Origin of the sequence: Catelliglobosispora koreensis DSM 44566 (assembly GCF_000379685.1) — a bacterium.
In the GTDB taxonomy this organism is placed as follows: Bacteria; Actinomycetota; Actinomycetes; order Mycobacteriales; family Micromonosporaceae; genus Catelliglobosispora; species Catelliglobosispora koreensis.
This window is the reverse complement of the sequence record NZ_KB903289.1, coordinates 183,715-201,081: the sequence shown is the minus strand read 5'-3', so window position 1 is coordinate 201,081 and position 17,367 is coordinate 183,715. Positions and strand designations below refer to the sequence as shown.

Below are 17,367 nucleotides of genomic sequence, written 5' to 3'. Positions count from 1 at the left end.
TCAAGGCTGGGCTGTTGAGCCTGGCTGGCGGCCTTGTGATCGTCTTAGCGGCCGCGATGTGGCAGGCTCGAACTCGTGAGCACCGTTCTCGCGCACCTGAGCGACACCCACTTCGACGGCGGTGACCGCGCGTCATTTCGCGCCCGGCAGGCCATGGATCATCTCAACAGCCTGCCCGGGCACCTTGACGCCATCATCGTGACCGGCGACATCACCGATCACGGCCTGCCCAGCGAAACTGAGGAGGCCGAAAAGGTCCTGGCTTCGCCCACGGTTCCGGTCTACATGTGCCCGGGAAACCATGACGGCTACACGCCTTACGACGGTCCGCTCAACCGGGCGTTCGACATCGGGGGCATCCGGCTGCTGATGGCCGACTCGGTCCTGCAGGGCCGCGACGAAGGCCTGCTCGCCCCAGAAACGCTGCAGTGGCTGCGAACCGAACTGTCCGCCGCGGCCGGGCCGGTGCTCATCGGGCTGCACCATCCGCCCGCCGATCTGCATCAGCCGTTCATCGACAACATCAAGCTCAGCAACAGCGACGAGCTGGCCGCGATCGTGACCGCCCATCCACAGGTGCTCGCCGTGCTGTGCGGGCACGCCCACATGGCCGCGGCCACCACGTTCGCCGGGCGGCCGCTGCTGGTCGCGCCGGGGGTCACGTCCACGGTGCTGCTGCCCTGGGAAAAAGACGGCGGCGTCCCTATCGACAAGGGCATGCCGGTAATGATCGCCTTCCATGTCATCGACGACGGCGGGCACATCACCACCCACTTCCGCGCCTTCCCCACCGACTAGGGCGCTGTCCAAAGCGGACGTTGTATGTTGGGCCGTGCGGTTTAGCCGGATCTTCCTCCTTATCGTCCCGTTGATGGTGAGCGTCTCGTGCACCGCCAAAGACACGCCACCCGCTGCGGAGCCGTTCGTCGTGGTGGCTGGCGAGGACGGGGTCGCGCTGACCAACGGGCACTGGCTGGAAAAGGTCGCCGAGGCGACGCCAAACGAAGGCTGGGAGCCAGGGCCGCTGGCCGTAGCGCTGCCTGACGGGTCGGCCGCGATCGTGCGCAACGATTCCGTGACGCTGGCCAAGCCGCACACAGCGGCAGTCAGCAAGGAGTGTGCCGAGTGCGCCGGCGTTGCCGTGATCAACGGCGAGATCGTGACTACACGTAAGAATGGCCAGCCAGGCAACGGGTTTGACTTCGTGTTCTTTGACGCGAAACTGGCGGCGAGCCAGGTAGTGCCGGCCAGCCGGCTACCCGAAGAGGTGACCACGGACTATCCGCCGGAAAACACTGAATCGCCAGTGACACTCGCCGCCTCCGGCGACCGGATCACGGTGGCCTATCTGGCCCGCGACGGCGGTGCGCGGCGCGGGCCGTCGATCATCGCGCAGTATTCGCCCACGGGACAGTTGCTCAAGAGCATCCGGGTCAACGGCATCCTGCGCACGTCAGCGGTCTCACCCGACGGCGCGTTCCTGGCGGCAGGGTTCGGTGGGTCCGGCGGCTGGTGCGTGACGTCAGCTGAACTCGCCGTGGTCGCTCTAGACCGCCTTGAGGCGCTGAACCTGGGGCCAGCCCTGCCGAAGTTCTTCACCGCCGGCGGCAGCGCCTGGTCACTGATCACCGATCTGGTGTGGCGCGACGGCAAAGTCGTCGCGACGAGCCTGCTTTACGCCCTGGGGCCGCGCGAGGACTGCGATTTCACGCCGCAGCCGTGGACGCGCAGCGTGGATCCGCGTACCAGCGATGTCGTTGACACGCCAGGGACAACCGAGCTCGCGGCGCGGCGCATCGGGCCGGCGTGCGGCGACCTGCTGTCGGTCGTGCTGCGACCGTCCAAACCGGATGCTCAGGGGACGACGGAGCTGGTGGCCAGTGTCGGCGGCACACCGCGTTCGCTCGGCCGCTATGAGGACATCGTGCTGAGCCTTCCGTCACCGGAGGGCTGCTGATGGCTCCCACACGGCGGCGTCGTGGGCGAAGACGACCCGCTTCGGGTCAAACCCCAAAACCCTTTCAAGCCATAGGGGGTACTCCGGGAGCGGTGCCGTGAGCCCATCGCGCACCGCGGTCAGCCCCGTCACGCTGGCCGTGAACTCCGAGGCGAAGTCATGCGCCTGACCGGCCAGCACGACTGTCCCGTCCGGACGCACCACCACCAGCGACTGATGCCCGGCGGTGTGCCCCGGCGTGGGAATGATCCAGACACCGGGCAGGATTTCGGCCTCGCCGGATAGCTCCTGATAGGACACTCCCGCGAAGTCGGTCAGCTCGGGGAGCGTGTAATTCTGCCCGCGTGCCAGCTCCAGCTCGGCGCCCTGCACGAAGATGGGTTTGCCTGCCAGCAAAGGGTTTCCGCCGCAGTGGTCGAAATGCAAGTGACAGTTGACGACGAGATCGATGTCGCTGACCGTAACGCCGGCGTCAGCGAGCGCTTGCTCCAGTTCGCGGCGCACCGGGCGGTAGTGGGTGTTGAGGTCCTCGTGCCCGGCCCCGCCGATGCCGGTGTCGAACAGCAGGAGTTTGCCGTGGTGGTGCACGAGGTAGCCGAAGATCGGTTCCGCGCGGGGGAGACCGGCACCGTATTCGCGGCCCGGCCGCACTATGTAGCCATAGTCGAGCCTGCGGATCTCGTTCATGTCACGGTAGGTTAGCTTCGTGACCGAGCCACAGCCAACGAAACGACGTAGCTGGCCGGGGTGGGTTATCGCCGCGCTGGCCGCCATGGCCGCCGTGCTCATGATCGGTCACCGCTACGTCCCCAACAGGCTCGGCAACATAGGCAGTTTCCTGGAGACCTTCCTGCCCTGGCTCGGCTTGGCCGTGCCGCTGCTGCTCGCCGTGGCGTTGCTGACGCGGTCAAAAGTGGGCACTGCCGCGGTGGCGTTGCTCGCCGTCGTGTGGCTGGGCCAGTTCGGCCAGCTGCTCCTGCCCGGCAAAGGCGGCGGCGATCACGATCTGCGCGTCGTTTCGCACAACGTTGGAGCGTCCAATCCCGACCCCGCTGGCACCGCCGCGGCCCTGGCCGAAACAGGCGCCGATCTAATCGCCTTGCAGGAACTCAGCGACGCCTCGGCGTACCGGCAGGTTCTGTCCAAAACGTATCCACACTCGGCGACCCGCGGCACGGTCGCCCTGTGGAGCAAACACCCGCTGACATCGTCGTCGGTCGACATCGGCATCGGCTGGACGCGGGCGCTGCGGGCACAGGTGCAAACACCTGGCGGGCCGGTCGCGGTCTACGTCGCGCACCTGGCTTCCGTGCGCGTGGGCAGTGAAGGTTTCAGCTCGGAGCAGCGCAACACCACCATCACCGAGCTGGCTGACAGCATCGCCGGTGAGCGGCTGCCCAAAGTGCTGGTGCTGGGCGATTTCAACGGCACCGCCTATGACCGGGAGCTGGCCCCGCTGACCTACGGGCTCACCTCAGCACACGCTCAAGCCGGGTTTGGGTTTGGGTTCACGTGGCCGTCGGCGTTCCCGCTGGCACGCATCGATCACGTGCTCATCAAGGGCATGACCGCCACTGACGCCGCTGTCCTGGGCCGCACCGGCAGCGATCACCGGCCGGTGCAGGCAGACCTCAAACTGTGAACACCGTCTCGTGCGCCACGCCCGGCGCCGCGAACGACAACAGAAGCGACCCTTCGGCTTCCAGCTCTTTGACAGTGCGTTTGGAGAGTTTGGCAAACGGGGTGACGGTCAGCGTGGCGGCCTTCTTCGTGGCGCTCACCTTCCACGTGCCGGCCACGAAACCGTCCACCGTGAACACTCCGGGAAAGACGCCGTTGGGCGTGAGGATCCGCTGACGGTAGTCATCGCTCATGATGCGGGTGCGGTCGTCATAGGACAGCAGCATGTTTTCGAACTCGGCCAGATAGCGCACCGGCGCCGGAGTGTCCTCGGCCGGATGTTGCGCGCCGGGCAGGTCGAACAACTCCACGCCGTCAGGACTACGGAACACGCGCAGCCGTGGCCGCAGCTTGTCGGCGACCTCTTTGAGCCTGGTCAGCCCCGACCACACCTGAGCGTCCTTGACGCTGGCCGGGCCAAACGCGGCCAGGTAACGCAGGAACATGTCCTCAAGCGACGGTGCCGGGTGCAGCGGCTGGCCCAGCCAGTGCTCGGCCGAGGTGTGCTTGGCCTGGCCGGAAAAGCCCCACAGCCCGCGCGGGGGCACCTGCACCAGCGGGACATAGGTGCGGATCGCCTGCGCCATCGACGGTCCGTCAAGCTCGGGGAACTTCTCCTTGAGCCGATCGCCCAGCACGGCGAAGGTCATTGGTTCGGCCTCGGCCAGCTCCCGCCCAGCCTTGGCAATGCTGTCCAGGTCGGCGCCAGGCAGGTGCTTGCCCCAGTTGCCGGTGAAGCCACGCTCGTGCACCGGCTGCAATAGCGGCCGCCACGCGAGACAGTCAGCGGCGGTGACGAGATGAATCGTGCCGCGCATGAGCGAAATGCGCACCACGGCACGGTCCTGCACCAGCGTGATCAGATCCTGCTGGGTGAAGGCGGCCATCCGCGTCCACAGCCCGTAGTAGGGCGGGTTGGGTGCCTGGGCCTGCATGCCAGCGACCTGGTGCAGCACCTGCAGCGCTGTGAGCGGACTGCGCTGCAGCAGCAGCTGCCGGTGCAAGGTCGCGCGGTTCAGGGCACGAAGACTGAGCTGATCACCCACGCCCGCCAACCTATCTCAAGCCTGCCGTTTCGGGCGTACCGCGAAAATCAGCCGCACCGTCGCCACCTGCCTGCCCTGGCTGTCCGTCGCGGTCACGTGGGCGGTCAGTTCCACGGGCTGCTGTTGCTCCACTTTGGAGCGTGCTTGCGTGAAAGCTTCCGCGTCAACGGTCGCGGCACAGGTGACCGGCCCGCGCGCCGGGGCGAGGAAGTCTATCTGCGCCGTCTTGGCCACGACATAGGCGTTGTGCAGCAGGTCCATCATGCCACCGGTCACGGCCGCGCCAGCGGCGTATTCGGCTGCCCCGAACAGAACCGGCCCGTTGACCGTCTCGTTGTGGTTGAGATGAACGTCCTGCGGATCCAGCACCGCCGTGCACGTTCCGTCAGCGATATGAGTGATGTGCATTCCGAGGAACCGCACCCAGGGGAAGTCGAAGGTTTCCAGCATCCCTACAAAATAGAACACGTTCTAGAATTACGCTGTAGGGGTGCTGCTGACCAAATACACCCACGCTTGTGTCCGCCTGGAACAAGACGGCCGGGTGCTCGTGATCGACCCGGGTGTCTGGGCCGAACCGCAAGCCCTCGACGGCGCCACCGATGTGCTCATCACCCACGAACACGCTGACCACGCCGACCTCGACCGGCTCAAGTCCTTGCCAGACCTCAACATTTTCACCACCCTCGACCTGACCGCCCGGATCGGCTCGGCAAACGCCCAGGCCGTCTTGCCTGGCGACGAGTTCACCGCCGCCGGATTCCACGTCAAGGCGGTCGGCGGCAAGCACGCCGAAATCATCGACGGCCTGCCCGGCTGCGCCAACATCGGCTTCATCATCGACGGCGCGGTCTACCACCCCGGCGACTCGCTATTCGTGCCGCACGAGCCGGTCACCACCCTGCTCGTGCCCGCGTCAGGCCCGTGGCTCAAGTTCGGCGAGGCCGTCGCCTTCACCCGGGCGGTCAAACCGCGCCAGGCCATCGCGATTCACGACGGCCTGCTCAACGAGCGCGGCATCGCCAACTTCAGCGGCTGGATGGACAACAACACCGGCGCCGAATACTCCTACCTTTCCCCTGGTACCCACATAGATCTTTAAGCCGCCTGGGCGGCGTGCATGCGGGCGTAGAGGCCGCCGGTGCGGGTGAGCAGCTCGTCGTGGGAGCCGAGCTCCACGAGACGGCCGGCGTCGAGGACCACGAGCCGGTCGGCGGTGCGGATGGTGGAGAGCCGGTGTGCCACAACGAAAGTCGTGCGGCCCTTCATCAAGCGCGACAAAGCTTGCTGCACCTGGGTTTCAGACGCACTGTCCAAGGCCGACGTCGCCTCGTCGAGCAGGAGCACCCGCGGATTGCGCACGAGCGCACGGGCGATCGCCAGTCGCTGGCGCTGACCGCCCGACAGCCGTGCGCCGCGCTCGCCCAGGCGCGTGTGCCAGCCTTCGGGCAGCTCGGCGACGAAGTCCCACGCGTTCGCGTCGCGCAAGGCTTGCTCCACCGTCTCCGGCGCCACTGTCTCCAGCCCATAGGTGACGTTTTCGAGCACGGAACCGTCGAACAGCAGCGAATCCTGCGGCACCACCGACACGAAACCGCGATAGGTGCGCAGATCTATGTCCTGCAACGACTGGCCGTCCAGGAGCACCTGACCCGACGTCGGCCGGGTGAAACCGAGCAGCAGACTGAGCAACGTGGACTTCCCGGCACCGGACGGGCCCACGATCGCGATCGTTTCGCCGGGCCGCACCGACAGGTCCAGTCCGGACAGTCCAGTGGTTTCGCCGTCAGGGAACACGAGTGTCACGCCACGCAATTCGAACGCGCCCTGGACTTCCTTGAGGGCCGTCTTGCCTTCATTGTCTTCAAGGTCTTGCGCCTGAAGGACTTCGCCGATCGAGCGTACCGATTCCAGTCCCTTGGTGATGATCGGGGCGAGGCCGAAAAGCATGACGACCGACGAGGTCAGCAACGCGAAGTAGCTACTGAGCAGCACGACATCGCCGGCGCTGACCGGCACGGCACCACTCCACGCCGCCCACGCCGCGGCCACCAGACAGGCCGCGCCAAGCATTTGATAGGTCACCCACGACATCGCCCCGAGCCGGCCGTTGACCATATCCAGCCGCAGACCCGCCTCGCCAACGTCTTGCACCGAGCCGCCAATGCGCCGCAGCGCCGTCTTTTCCAGACCGTGCGCCCGCGTGATCGGCATCAGGTGCGTCATTTCCCCGACCCGTGCCGACAGTTGCTCCACCCGCGTGCGGAACTGCTCGTTGCGGATCGCCGCACGCTTGCGCACGATGCTGACAAGCACTGCGGCACAAGGAACAACAAGCAGGAACAGAGGAACAAACTGTGGTACTCGAAGAGCCGTCATCAACAGCGCGCTGACGAGAGTGACCACGGCTGAGGTTCCCGCTTCCGCGGTTTGCTGCAGCATCAGCTCAACGTTTTCCACGTCGCGGACGACCTTGTTCTGCAACCGCGACGATCCGGCCTTGGTGTGATAGCCGATGGACAGCTGCTGCATCCGCTGGGTCAGGGCTGAGCGCAGGTCGACGCCGATACGGCGTACCACCTTGCTGGAAAGCCGCACCCAGGCCACGTGGGTGGGCACGTTTTGCAGCAGCACCACCGACAGGATCGCCGCGTTGATCCAAAGCTGGGCCAGCGGCCGGTGTCCCACAACGACATCAATGATGTTGGCGGTCAGGATGGGCAGCAGCCAGACAGGGCTGTGCTTGACGGTGAACGTGAGCACCGCTAAAGCGATGCGCCATTTGCTGGGTGCGAGAAGTTTGAGGATGGCCCGGGCGGGTTTCTGGGCGTTGAGGGTCACGCCTCCCCATCCTCCAGGCCATCCCAGCGCACCTTCAAGCGTTAGCTACGTCACCTGCTAGAACAGACAGCGAGCTAGCTCCGAATGGTCGTACACCCAGAAGCCGAACGTGCCACTGGTGACAAACTTTTTGACGTGCCAGTACCGGTAGTTGTAGATGAGGTAGAACTGCCCGAGCTGGACGGTGTGGCTGCGCGCGCCCACGTACTGATACTGCGATGTGGACGTTGTGCCGCAACGGTCGCCACTGGTGGAGGTGACCGTCAGGTCGGCCTGCCAGGCGATGGTGTCGCCGCTGCAGCGAACGACATAGCTGCGGGAGTACGTTTCCGGGCTGCCCGGAATGGTGACGTGCCAGTAGCGGTAGGTTCCGACGGTGCCGACTAACCAGAAGGTTGTCGGAGTCGGGAACGGCTTGCTGTAGCTGCCGGCAGCCGAGCACGCCAGCCCGTCAGCGGCGGCATGGGCCGCCGTCGGCACGGCCAGAACCGTTGCCGCTGCGGCGATCGCGGTCGCGATTGCGAGTTTGAATCTCATGCTCCCGCAAGGTAGGCCCCAGCGGCCCATGAACGTATGTCTATGACACTATCCCGACAAGGACGCACAGGCAGGTCACGCAGCCCTCGAGTTTCTCGAACTCGCTGATGTCGACCACGACCGGGGTGAAGCCCAGGTCTTTGAGATGTTCGGCGGTCTGCGGCGCCGACGCGGCGATGAGGATCCGGTCGCCGCCCAGGGGCACGACATGACAGCCCGCCTCTTCGGTCACGGGGCGGACAGCTGGGAACAGCCCAGCTGGCACCAGGTCAGGCAACGCCAGGAACGTGCCATCGGGCAGGGCGGTGACGGCCGATTTCAGATGCAGCACGGCGTTGAGCGGCACCGGCACGACTGTCCGCCCCAGGGGCTCGACGATCTCACGAAACGCCCGGATGCCGTACCGGTCGGTGCGCCCGCCACGGCCCACGTAAATCGTGTTTCCCACTTGCAGCACGTCGCCACCGTCCAAAGTGGCCGGAGCGTCGATGCTGGCCAGTTTCAGCCCCGCCTCCCGTGCCGCCTGCGCGGCTCCGCTGACCTCCGCCCGGCGGGCCGGCGCACCCGGCCGGGTCGCGATCGCCACCTTGCCAACGACCACGAGAGCGTCCTCAATGAACACCGAATCGGGACAGTCATCGGCCGGTTCGGCCTCGATGATGGCGAATCCCGCGCCACGTAAGGCCTCAACGTAGGACGTGTGCTGCCGCAAAGCCAGGTCCACGTCGAGCGGGGTGCGCTCGATGTGAGTGACGATGCCTTCGGCCAGGCGCGGGCTGGGACGGCGGACGATCGCGGTGGGCGTCATGTCTATTTCACACGCCGGGTGGTCTTGGCGATGATGTCGTCGTATTCGTGGTGTGACTCCACCCAGCTGCTGATGAACGGGCACATCAGCACGACGGTGCGTCCCTTGGCTTTGGCGTCTTCCAGCACCGCCCGCGCCAGCTGTGACCCGATGCCCTGCCCAGCGAACTCCGGGATCGTCTCGGTATGCGTGTACACGACGATGTTGCCGGACACCTGATAGGTAACGAACCCGGCCAAGTCACCCTTGTCGTCGCGCGCTTCGAAACGTTCCTTGCCGGGCACATCGCTGATGGTTATCTGCACGCTCACCATCAAATCACGGTAGGCGGGCGGATGACGGCGGCCAAGCGGCTCGACGGGTGCCGGTCCAGTTGCAGGTCGGAGCGGTCGTAGCCTTCGGTCGTGCGCGGGTCCTCGTGCCCGAGCGCGTATTGCACGTCACGCAGCGGCGTCCCGGCGGCCAGGTTGCTCGTGGCATAGGTGGCGCGGGTCGAGTGTGGCGTGAGCTGGGCGACGACTTCGGGTTCCAGGCCGGCCCGTTTCGCACAGCGCAGCAGAATCCGGCGGACTTGCTTGGGGTCCAGCGGTTTGCCGGTCGAGGTCACGAACAAAGGCTGGGAGCGGGCGTTCACGTGGCCGGGCAGGGTGGGCAGCAGGTCGGCGGCGTGCGGGCGGCTGCGCAGATAGCGGTCGAGGCGCTGATAGACCGCCGGGATCACGGGCAGGCTGCGGCGTTTGCGTCCCTTGCCGACGATGCGCAGCACGGGAACGCCGGCTTCCTGGATGATGTCGGAGATCTGGGCGGGCAGCAGCTCGCCGATGCGGGCACCGGTGTAGAGCATCAGCGCGATCAGCGCAGAGCTGCGGTGACCGTCGGCGTCAGCGGCCGCCAAAAGCAGCTCAGCCTGCTTAGCCGACAACGCGGGCGTGTGCTCAGGGTTGGGGCGGGGCCGCTCCTCAGGCAGCAGTGTGGCCGGATTGCGGGTCACGACACCTTCCCGCTGCATCCACCGGTACCACGAGGAGATCGCCGACAGCCGAGCCGCCCGCGTCGAATCAGAAGCGCCCGCCTCCTGCAGGAACGCCAGCCACAGCGACACGTGCGCATGACGGGCCTCCAGCAGGTCGACGCCGTTGCCGGCGCACCAGTCGATCCACGTGCCCAGGTGCTGCTCATAGGCCCGGCGGGTGTGGGGGGAGCGTCTGCCTTGGATGAATACCTGGGCGAGGCCCGCGATACGCTGATCGCGGCCACCCGCCGCAACCGGCACCAGCTCAGAACCCATGGTCACAAAGGATACGCATTGTCAGGCAGCGGACTGCGAAACGTGAGCGGATACGCTCCACTAAGGACCATGAAGCGAGCTGCCCTCATTTTCGTCGTCTTGCTTGCCGCGGCCACTGGCTGCGGCAAGAAGTCCCCTTCTGCCGGGGAAAACCCGAACGCTACGCCATCGGCTACGGCAGCCGCCTCCGCTTCCGCCGCCCCTAGCGCGTCACCGTCGCCGCAGATCCACTTCACCGTCGACGGGGCCGGGCCTTACCAGCTGGGACTCAAGCTCGCCGACCTGCAAACGGCCGGGCACCTCGACGAGGTCAAGACCGGTGGCGAAATGTGTGCCCAGAACACGTTCGCCCGTGGCAAGGGCGTGTGGAAGGACATCCGCCTGTCGTTTCGCCCGGACGGCACACTGTATTTGGTGACGAACCGTTCCACCACGATCCCGACGCCGTCGGGCGCGTGGCTGGGCACCAACCTGGCGGGCCTGCAGTCGATCTATCCCGCGATCGGGGAGGACCTGACCAAGGGCTCGATCTACGCCTACCTCGTCACGACCGGCACCGGCCGCGGCATCTTGTTCGACCTCGACGGGGCGAAGAAGACCATCGCCATGGTCGCGGGTGAGGCCAGCTACCTCAAGTCCAGCTGGCAGTCAGGCACCGACTTCTGCTGACCGCCGGCGTGCGCGGTGGCAAAATGACCGTGTGGAAACGGGGCTGATTATCGCGGTGCCGGAGGCTGAACTAGCCGTCCGGCACCATCGGGCCACTTTGGACAGTTCAGCGGCACATGGAGTGCCCGCACACGTGACCGTCCTTTACCCGTTCCTGAAGCCGACCGAGATTACGCCGACGGTGCTGGAAATCCTGAGCCACACCATCGGCCGGTACGAGGCGTTCGCCGCCAGTTTCGCCGAGGTGGCGTGGTTCGGCGACTCGGTGTGCTGGCTCAAACCTGAACCAGCGCAACGGTTTCGCGAGCTGACCCTAGCCGTGTGCGAGGCGTTTCCTGGGTTCAAGCCTTACGGCGGCGAACATGATGATGTTGTGCCCCACTTGACCGTCGGACACGACCATCCGCTGCCGGTGCTGCAAGCGGCCGCCCAAGACGTCACAGCGGCGCTTCCCGTGCACGCCAGCGTGACTCACGTGCGCCTGATGGCGCGCACGGAGGCGAACTGGTACACGCTGTGCGAGTTTCCGCTCCGAGCACGATAAGCACCCTGTTGCGGCTAATGTACGAATCATGCGCGTCGACCGGGTCATGCGTTTCCTGCCCTGGGTGCTCGGCGCTGCGGTCTTCCTCCTGTCCGGCGTCACCATCGACAACGGGCTGCCCTCGTTTCTAGGCTGGGACGCCCCGCTCACGGTGCTCAACGGTGCCGCCGTGGTGCTGGCGGCGCTATCTGGCGTGGCGGCCGCCTACGCGCACCGCTACACCTGGCCGGTTCTGGTCATGGCCATCGCGGGCTGGTTTCTGGCGGGACTGTGGCCGGCGATCTTTGTCGCCTCGTGGTGTGTCGGCCTGCGGCTGCGCCGGGCGTGGGCGATCGTCTATCTCGTCGCGGGTGTGCTGCTGACCAGCATTCCGGTGTACGTGGCGGCCACCCGCGTGCCGTGGCCGAAGTTCGCCGCCGCCTACTACGCGGCCGCGTTCAACATCGTGCTCGTGGTGCTGCCGGTGCTGCTCGGGCGGATGTACCGCACCCGCACGCAGATGATGAAAGACCTGACGTTTCGCGCGCTGACCGCCGAACGCAACCAGAAGGCACGCGAGGACAACGCCCGCGCCGACGAACGTGTCGCTATCGCCCGCGAAATGCACGACATCGTCGCCCACCGCGTCGCGCTCATCACCTTGCATGCCGGGGCGATGCAGCTCAGCGCCCCGAGCCCGGACACCGCCAAACACGCCGCTCTCATCCGGACGCTGGGCCGGCAAGCCATGACCGAGCTGCGCCAAATGCTCAGCGTCCTGCGCGCTGACGGCAGCGCCTCGCTCACGCCACAGCCGAGCGCTGCCGATATCGACCGGCTCGTCGGGGAAACCAAAGACGCTGGCCTGATCGCGGTGCTGCACCGCACAGGTGACCCGCGGCCGCTGCCGCCAGCCATCGAACTCACCGTCTACCGCGTGATCCAGGAAGCCCTGACCAACATCGCCAAGCACGCCGGCACGCCACCAACGACGGTCAACCTGCATTACGGCGAAAGCCAGCTCGACATCACCGTCAGCAATGGCCCCGCGACCGGGCCGAGCGCTGAAATGCCCTCGGGCGGGCTCGGGCTGATCGGGCTGTCCGAACGCATCACGCACATGCGCGGCACGCTGACCACCGGGCCGCGCGAGGACGGCGGCTATACGCTGCACGCCGCTTTGCCGCTGCCGCCCGGGGAGGAAGAAGAATGCTGACAAGATGGAGTAATGGGGCAAAGGCCTGACGAGGGCGTACGCAGCACAAGCGACTGGATGGCCAGCATCCGTTACCGCGAGACGCTGCGGCCCGACGCCTTTCTGAGCGACCCGTGCGCGGGTGTGCTGTGCGGGCACTCCACGGAACCAGCCGAGCTGCTGACGGGGCTTGGCGGCCCGTCCGAAGTCGTCATCAGCCGGGGCTGGCTCGGCGACCAGCTCATTGGCGACGCGGTGGCCGGCGGGCTCGACCAGGTCGTCCTGCTCGCCGCCGGCAGTGATGCCCGCGCGTGGCGTCTCGGGCTGCCCGCCTCCGTGACGCTGTTCGAGGTTGACCTTCCCGGCCAGCATCCGCACAAGACGCAACTGCTTGCCACGGCTGGATTCGAGCCCACGTGCCGGCTCATCCGGGTACCAGCTGATTTGAGGGATCCTGAATGGATGATGGCCCTGCGGGCTGCCGGATTCGACGTGGCGCGCCCGGCGGTGTGGCTGGTGGAAGGTCTTTTCTATTACACCTCAACCGATTTCGCCCGCGACCTGATCGCGAACCTGGTCTTTCCCGGCTCGTGCCTCGCCTTCGACATTCCGCACGAGGCGTTCCGCGACGAACCGTCCAATCAGGAGTTCCTGGCGTTCATGGCTCAGCGCGGCTCGCCGTTCACCGGCTTTAGCAGCGACCCGGCCTCTTTGGCGCCCGCTTGGGCCACCCGTTGCTACCTGGCCGAAGACCTCCCGATCCCGGACCGCCTCATCCGCGCCCAGCACCCGATCTGGCACGTCACAGGCACTATCGCGCTCTAGCCGGCCGGGGGCATACTGAGGTCAGCGGGCCAGTTCCAGGCCGCGGACGGGGGAGTCCAGGGCGGTACGCATGACGTCCACGAGCGCTCAGCCACACTTGGTTTCCGAGCCGCACCCAGCGTTCACTGAGGCGCAGCAGCTGCTTCTTGACGCTTTGAGCGTCGATATCTGGTCTCTGCCTGAAGCCAGTGCCAAACGCCTGGCCGAAGGGCTCGCCAACGCGGAAGCCGGGATGCGGCTGAGCAACGGCGATCCGATCGCCCAGGAGGCGTTCAAGGCGCACGGGCGGGTTGACGCGATGCTCGATTCCGGTGGGGGAGCTGAAGTCTTTGTCTCCGGCCCCGGTTATGAACTTCGGGTCAGCTCGTCGGGTTCCGGGGCGTATGCGCTGTCGTTCAAGGACCGCGACGGGGCGATGCTTTCCGTCTCCGGTGACGGGAAGGCTTCTTCACCTGAAGCGAGCGCGGTACGCCAGTACACCGGGCAAGCCCTGGAACGCGAACGCGACCCTGAGGTAACCGCCCGGTGGGAGCAGGACTGGATGTTGTCCTACCTTGCGACGGCCGAAAAGAAGCTGCGCTCAGCGAACCTGCGCACCCCGGCGGGCGAGAAGCTGGAAATCGTTGAGGTGTACGCGGTTTCGTGTGCCGACAACGCGATGGCACCGCCGAAATACCAAGACGAGCACACCGAGTCTGACCATCCGCGCAGCCCCTATGACGGCAAACCCATGAACGTGCACGACATCCGGGCCAAAGTCACGTGGACTGAACAGGTTCCGCTGCCGTTCAAACCTTCTGAGACCGTGCCCGTTGAGCGAAACGCTGACATCAAAGTTGGCTCGGTGGTCCCGGAAACCGGTGAGCCACTGGAAAACCACACCCGCGTTGCCGGTGAGCCGGGCCTCGAAAGTGAAGGAATCGGCCCGATCGAATGGGTCATCGACGCTATCGACGGCGTCGGGTTGGTCAAGGCGGGTATGAAGTTCGTGGCCAAGGAGTTCGCCGAAAAGGGTGCTAAAGAAGGCGCCGAAGCGGTGGCCCACTCCACCGATGAGGTCGAGCAGATCGTGGCCGGCATTGTCGAAACCGACGCGATGCAAGTCGCGCACCGCGACATGGCCAAGCACCTGGCCCGTGGGCACGAGGGCGAACAGGGGATGGGGTTTTTCTACAACCAGGAATCGGGGTGGGCGTTTCTGGAAGGGCCCAGCGGAGCGGCCGGGCACGCGGCCAGCGCCAGGGGTTTCGACGGCGTCGCGTTCAAGACTGACGGTCCACTGGAGATTCATATCTTGGACAACAAGTCGCTTAAGAGTGACCGTCCGATAAGCGGTGCCAGCGCACTGACGAAGAACCTTGAGGTCAATCTCGACAACCTCGCGGCACGCGCCAACGACAAGGCTTTTGACGATGTGCCACGCATCGCTGAGGTCCGTGAGTCCATCTCCGCCGCACGGGAAGCCGTTTCCACCGGAGCACCCATGCCGTCCGAGGTCCACCTCGTCGTGACCAACTCCGGCAGTACCCATGTAACCGGCATCTCGGAAGGCTTGCAGAAACAAGGTATCGAGTTCCGCGACATCCAGACGCCCCCGGCGGGGGCGCCGGACAGCCCAGGGGCTGGCTTCTTTGGGTTCGCCGAGTTGCCCGATGGCGCTGACCCGGAAGGCAGCTGGTTTCGTGAGCCTCCCGATGCGAACACGCCCGGCAACGGTGAGGATGAGGCACAGGAAGGAGATTGAGCATCATGGATGGCCACCTCAAGCTCGCGGACGGCCTGATGCGGGCTGGCAGTTACGCTCCGGCCGCCCAGGTTCTCGGCCACTATCTCGGTTCGCATCCCAGCGACCCCGACGCCTTGTACGCCTATGGCACCGCGATGTACCGCACAAACAACCTGCAGGCAGCCGCTGACGCGTTCGTCAAGCTAGTGGCGTTGCGGCCCAACGATCCGTGGGCGCACTACAGCGTTGGCATCACGATGCTGGCCATGGGCGACAAGCAAACGGCACGGGAAGCGTTCACGACGGCGTTGCGTGTCGCCCCTGATTTCTCCGCCGCCAGACAGAAGCTCGCTCAGCTCGGCCAGTCCGCCGCCCCGCCTCCGAATGGCGGGGCGGCGGACCCTGGAGCGGCCAAAGGGCAACTTGTCGTTTCTGGGCGCCGCGCGATCAGCTCCTTGCTGGGACGGTTTCTGTTAGCCGCTTTGCTTGGTGCGCTTGGGTTTTATCTAGTGGTGGCCCGGCCGACGGCTGGACTTCGCGGTATCGCCGATTTCTTCTTTTTCCTGACCCCGGGCCGGCGTGCCTCCGATCTGCGCGAACAGCTGGAGTTCATGCAGCGCAGCGGGGCCAGCCAGGCTCAGCTGCGGGCGGTACGCGAAGAGCTCGCCGCCGCTGAGGCGGCCCTTGACGTGACGGTCAGCCGCATGGCGTCCGCGTTGCAACTACTGGGTTTCCTGCTCGTCGTCAGCGCCGCGGTCATGATTTTCCACGGGGTGCTGCTGGCGCTGTCGACCCGCTATCAGATCTTTGAAGGCCGCATCGACATCAAAGAAGGCGTCCTGACCCGCCGCCTGGACTCGGTGTGGCTCTACCAGGTCGCTTCGGTCCATTTCGAACAGCCGCTGTGGCTGGCGCTCGTGGGCCATGCCCGGTTGCGGCTCGTCACCGACAAGATCGGCCGTCGCGGTAAACCCGTCACGCGCACCATCGTCGGCATGACCGCCACCGAACCGCCGGTGCGGGAGCGGCCCGCCGCGTTCATGGAAAATTTGTTCCACGAGTTACGCGACCATGCGCTCGGTCAGGGCCTGACCATTAAGAAGTTCTGGGTCCAGTGACTACTCGCCCAGGGCGGTGGACAGGCGGGTGGTGACATGGACCATCAGGTCAGGGGTCTCGCGGTCGATGCCGTAGACGTAGCCGGGGAAATCTAGCGGCTTCTGGGCGGCCCAAATCTCCTCGTGCTTGTCCGGCGACAGGATCTGGCCGCCGACAGCGACCCAGCCGATCGGCACGACGGTCGATGGCGGCAGGGTCGTGCGCAAGTGGACGGTCGCGTGGACGCGCACTTCGCTGCCGCGGCCAAGGTGGGCACCGTGAAAGACAGCGGCGCTCGTGGCGATGAAGACCTGATCCTCCAAGGTGGCGCCGACGATATGGGCGCTGGGGCCGATGAGGCAGTGGTCGCCGATGACGCACGGATGGCTGCCGGTCGCGCGGATGACAGCGTTTTCCAGCACGATGCAGTTGCGCCCAAGCGTGATGGTGCCTCCTGATTCGGCGACGACGCGGGCACCGGGCATGATGCGGCAGCCATCGCCGAGGGTCACGTTTCCTTGCACGGTCGCGTCAGGCGAGATCCAAGCGGTCATGACCTCAATTATTGTTGCCCGGCGGCGACGCCGAAGAAGTCGCCACCCTTACGGCGCACGTCGTCACTGCCCCACGCGCGTGTGCCGGTGTCGGCTTTGGATAGCCGGGGAATGTGCTTGGCGCAGTGCACGTAGGCCTCGTGCACGTGCACGACGACCCACCGTTCCGGGCGGCGGCCGGGAGCCGGATCCAAGGGCAGGGCCGGGCGAGCCAGGCGCATCTGGGCGTCGTCGACGATCGTGGCGCTTCCGTTGACGTGCAGCCCGATGACGTTGCGGAAGAAGTCGACGAACAGAATGCCGACGTGCGCGTTTTCGGTGATGTTGCCCAGGGAGGCCATCACGCCGTTGCCGCGGTATTCCGGCCAGGTCAGTTCGGTGTCGCTGAGCGTGTGCACGAAACCGGGCGGCCCGGCGCGGAAGGTGTTGTCGCAGTCGCCTGCCGCGTTAGCGGTCGCCACGAACATCATTTCCTGTTCGGCGATGAAGGCACGCATTTTCGTGTTCAGGCGCGAGGTCATCTGGTCGCGGTAAAACCGGGTGGCCCGTTCGGTGGTGCCGAAACGTTGCTGTAGCTCATGTTCACCGGTCTGTGGGAGAAGGGCGCTCATGCGTTGCTC

20 protein-coding genes are annotated in these 17,367 nt (G+C 65.9%); 10 read left to right on the top strand and 10 right to left on the bottom strand.

Annotated elements, in window-relative coordinates:
* Positions 1-75: 75 nt before the first annotated feature.
* Positions 76-798, top strand: a complete 723-nt coding sequence (locus tag A3E1_RS0128870; protein ID WP_020524283.1) for a metallophosphoesterase — start codon at positions 76-78, stop codon at positions 796-798.
* A gap of 34 nt (positions 799-832) precedes the next feature.
* Positions 833-1,957: a hypothetical protein gene (locus A3E1_RS0128865; protein ID WP_020524282.1), complete on the top strand. Its 1,125-nt coding sequence runs from the start codon at positions 833-835 to the stop codon at positions 1,955-1,957.
* Here A3E1_RS0128865 and A3E1_RS0128860 read toward each other — a convergent pair.
* Positions 1,940-2,644: an N-acyl homoserine lactonase family protein gene (locus A3E1_RS0128860; protein ID WP_026208942.1), complete on the bottom strand. Its 705-nt coding sequence runs from the start codon at positions 2,642-2,644 to the stop codon at positions 1,940-1,942. The two genes, A3E1_RS0128865 and A3E1_RS0128860, sit on opposite strands and share 18 nt — an antisense overlap.
* A 19-nt stretch (positions 2,645-2,663) precedes the next feature.
* Between A3E1_RS0128860 and A3E1_RS42640 the strand changes: the two genes are divergently transcribed.
* Positions 2,664-3,599 carry an endonuclease/exonuclease/phosphatase family protein gene (locus tag A3E1_RS42640; RefSeq protein ID WP_063825171.1) on the top strand — a complete coding sequence of 312 codons (936 nt, stop codon included), beginning with the start codon at positions 2,664-2,666 and terminating at the stop codon, positions 3,597-3,599.
* Here A3E1_RS42640 and A3E1_RS0128850 read toward each other — a convergent pair.
* Together A3E1_RS0128850 and A3E1_RS42635 are read right to left on the bottom strand one after the other, a co-directional pair.
* Complete coding sequence (locus A3E1_RS0128850; RefSeq protein WP_020524279.1) at positions 3,589-4,683, bottom strand: winged helix DNA-binding domain-containing protein; 1,095 nt, start codon at positions 4,681-4,683, stop codon at positions 3,589-3,591. The genes A3E1_RS42640 and A3E1_RS0128850 overlap by 11 nt on opposite strands.
* A 15-nt stretch (positions 4,684-4,698) precedes the next feature.
* Positions 4,699-5,133, bottom strand: coding sequence for a PaaI family thioesterase (locus A3E1_RS42635; protein ID WP_020524278.1), 435 nt, complete (start codon positions 5,131-5,133; stop codon positions 4,699-4,701).
* Between the two features lie 40 nt (positions 5,134-5,173).
* Here A3E1_RS42635 and A3E1_RS0128840 point away from each other — a divergent pair, with 40 nt between their 5' ends.
* Positions 5,174-5,785 carry an MBL fold metallo-hydrolase gene (locus tag A3E1_RS0128840; RefSeq protein ID WP_020524277.1) on the top strand — a complete coding sequence of 204 codons (612 nt, stop codon included), beginning with the start codon at positions 5,174-5,176 and terminating at the stop codon, positions 5,783-5,785.
* Here the strand turns inward: A3E1_RS0128840 and A3E1_RS0128835 are convergent.
* Genes A3E1_RS0128835 through A3E1_RS45205 form a run of 5 tightly spaced genes read right to left on the bottom strand, consistent with a single transcriptional unit; the run spans position 5,782 to position 10,157 of the window.
* Complete coding sequence (locus tag A3E1_RS0128835; RefSeq protein ID WP_020524276.1) at positions 5,782-7,524, bottom strand: ABC transporter ATP-binding protein; 1,743 nt, start codon at positions 7,522-7,524, stop codon at positions 5,782-5,784. The two genes, A3E1_RS0128840 and A3E1_RS0128835, sit on opposite strands and share 4 nt — an antisense overlap.
* A 57-nt stretch (positions 7,525-7,581) precedes the next feature.
* Positions 7,582-8,061 carry a hypothetical protein gene (locus A3E1_RS0128830; protein WP_020524275.1) on the bottom strand — a complete coding sequence of 160 codons (480 nt, stop codon included), beginning with the start codon at positions 8,059-8,061 and terminating at the stop codon, positions 7,582-7,584.
* A gap of 40 nt (positions 8,062-8,101) precedes the next feature.
* Complete coding sequence (gene ddaH, locus A3E1_RS0128825) at positions 8,102-8,869, bottom strand: dimethylargininase (protein WP_020524274.1); 768 nt, start codon at positions 8,867-8,869, stop codon at positions 8,102-8,104.
* Between the two features lie 2 nt (positions 8,870-8,871).
* Positions 8,872-9,183, bottom strand: coding sequence for a GNAT family N-acetyltransferase (locus A3E1_RS0128820; RefSeq protein ID WP_020524273.1), 312 nt, complete (start codon positions 9,181-9,183; stop codon positions 8,872-8,874).
* Positions 9,183-10,157, bottom strand: a complete 975-nt coding sequence (locus A3E1_RS45205) for a tyrosine-type recombinase/integrase (protein ID WP_020524272.1) — start codon at positions 10,155-10,157, stop codon at positions 9,183-9,185. The genes A3E1_RS0128820 and A3E1_RS45205 overlap by 1 nt, the downstream gene beginning before the upstream one ends.
* Positions 10,158-10,226: 69 nt before the next feature.
* Here A3E1_RS45205 and A3E1_RS42620 point away from each other — a divergent pair, with 69 nt between their 5' ends.
* The 6 genes from A3E1_RS42620 to A3E1_RS0128785 all read left to right on the top strand — a co-directional run bounded on the left by A3E1_RS42620 (position 10,227) and on the right by A3E1_RS0128785 (position 16,213).
* Positions 10,227-10,826 carry a hypothetical protein gene (locus A3E1_RS42620; RefSeq protein ID WP_020524271.1) on the top strand — a complete coding sequence of 200 codons (600 nt, stop codon included), beginning with the start codon at positions 10,227-10,229 and terminating at the stop codon, positions 10,824-10,826.
* 31 nt (positions 10,827-10,857) lie between these two features.
* Positions 10,858-11,370, top strand: coding sequence for a 2'-5' RNA ligase family protein (locus tag A3E1_RS0128805; protein ID WP_020524270.1), 513 nt, complete (start codon positions 10,858-10,860; stop codon positions 11,368-11,370).
* A gap of 28 nt (positions 11,371-11,398) precedes the next feature.
* A complete protein-coding gene (locus A3E1_RS42615) occupies positions 11,399-12,565 on the top strand; it encodes a histidine kinase (protein WP_020524269.1) in 1,167 nt (388 codons plus the stop codon).
* Between the two features lie 12 nt (positions 12,566-12,577).
* Complete coding sequence (locus A3E1_RS42610) at positions 12,578-13,369, top strand: class I SAM-dependent methyltransferase (protein WP_051105180.1); 792 nt, start codon at positions 12,578-12,580, stop codon at positions 13,367-13,369.
* A gap of 70 nt (positions 13,370-13,439) precedes the next feature.
* Positions 13,440-15,113, top strand: a complete 1,674-nt coding sequence (locus A3E1_RS0128790; protein ID WP_020524267.1) for a hypothetical protein — start codon at positions 13,440-13,442, stop codon at positions 15,111-15,113.
* A 5-nt stretch (positions 15,114-15,118) separates the two neighbouring features.
* Positions 15,119-16,213: a PH domain-containing protein gene (locus A3E1_RS0128785; RefSeq protein ID WP_026208940.1), complete on the top strand. Its 1,095-nt coding sequence runs from the start codon at positions 15,119-15,121 to the stop codon at positions 16,211-16,213.
* Here the strand turns inward: A3E1_RS0128785 and A3E1_RS0128780 are convergent, their stop codons facing one another.
* The gene (locus A3E1_RS0128780) at positions 16,214-16,747 is read right to left on the bottom strand and encodes a gamma carbonic anhydrase family protein (protein ID WP_020524266.1); all 534 of its coding nucleotides are present in this window, start codon (positions 16,745-16,747) and stop codon (positions 16,214-16,216) included.
* A gap of 8 nt (positions 16,748-16,755) precedes the next feature.
* Positions 16,756-17,358: a pyridoxamine 5'-phosphate oxidase family protein gene (locus A3E1_RS0128775; RefSeq protein WP_020524265.1), complete on the bottom strand. Its 603-nt coding sequence runs from the start codon at positions 17,356-17,358 to the stop codon at positions 16,756-16,758.
* Between the last annotated feature and the right edge of the window lie 9 nt (positions 17,359-17,367).

Bases quoted from the DNA above. Each gene is read 5' to 3' on its own strand.
- A3E1_RS42610 (WP_051105180.1), top strand. From the start codon at position 12,578: ATGGGGCAAAGGCCTGACGAGGGCGTACGCAGCACAAGCGACTGGATG.
- A3E1_RS0128860 (WP_026208942.1), bottom strand. From the start codon at position 2,644: ATGAACGAGATCCGCAGGCTCGACTATGGCTACATAGTGCGGCCGGGC.
- A3E1_RS0128780 (WP_020524266.1), bottom strand. From the start codon at position 16,747: ATGACCGCTTGGATCTCGCCTGACGCGACCGTGCAAGGAAACGTGACC.
- A3E1_RS0128785 (WP_026208940.1), top strand. From the start codon at position 15,119: ATGGATGGCCACCTCAAGCTCGCGGACGGCCTGATGCGGGCTGGCAGT.
- A3E1_RS0128775 (WP_020524265.1), bottom strand. From the start codon at position 17,358: ATGAGCGCCCTTCTCCCACAGACCGGTGAACATGAGCTACAGCAACGT.
- A3E1_RS42620 (WP_020524271.1), top strand. From the start codon at position 10,227: ATGAAGCGAGCTGCCCTCATTTTCGTCGTCTTGCTTGCCGCGGCCACT.
- A3E1_RS0128790 (WP_020524267.1), top strand. From the start codon at position 13,440: ATGACGTCCACGAGCGCTCAGCCACACTTGGTTTCCGAGCCGCACCCA.
- ddaH (WP_020524274.1), bottom strand. From the start codon at position 8,869: ATGACGCCCACCGCGATCGTCCGCCGTCCCAGCCCGCGCCTGGCCGAA.
- A3E1_RS0128830 (WP_020524275.1), bottom strand. From the start codon at position 8,061: ATGAGATTCAAACTCGCAATCGCGACCGCGATCGCCGCAGCGGCAACG.
- A3E1_RS42615 (WP_020524269.1), top strand. From the start codon at position 11,399: ATGCGCGTCGACCGGGTCATGCGTTTCCTGCCCTGGGTGCTCGGCGCT.
- A3E1_RS42635 (WP_020524278.1), bottom strand. From the start codon at position 5,133: ATGCTGGAAACCTTCGACTTCCCCTGGGTGCGGTTCCTCGGAATGCAC.
- A3E1_RS45205 (WP_020524272.1), bottom strand. From the start codon at position 10,157: ATGGGTTCTGAGCTGGTGCCGGTTGCGGCGGGTGGCCGCGATCAGCGT.
- A3E1_RS0128820 (WP_020524273.1), bottom strand. From the start codon at position 9,183: ATGGTGAGCGTGCAGATAACCATCAGCGATGTGCCCGGCAAGGAACGT.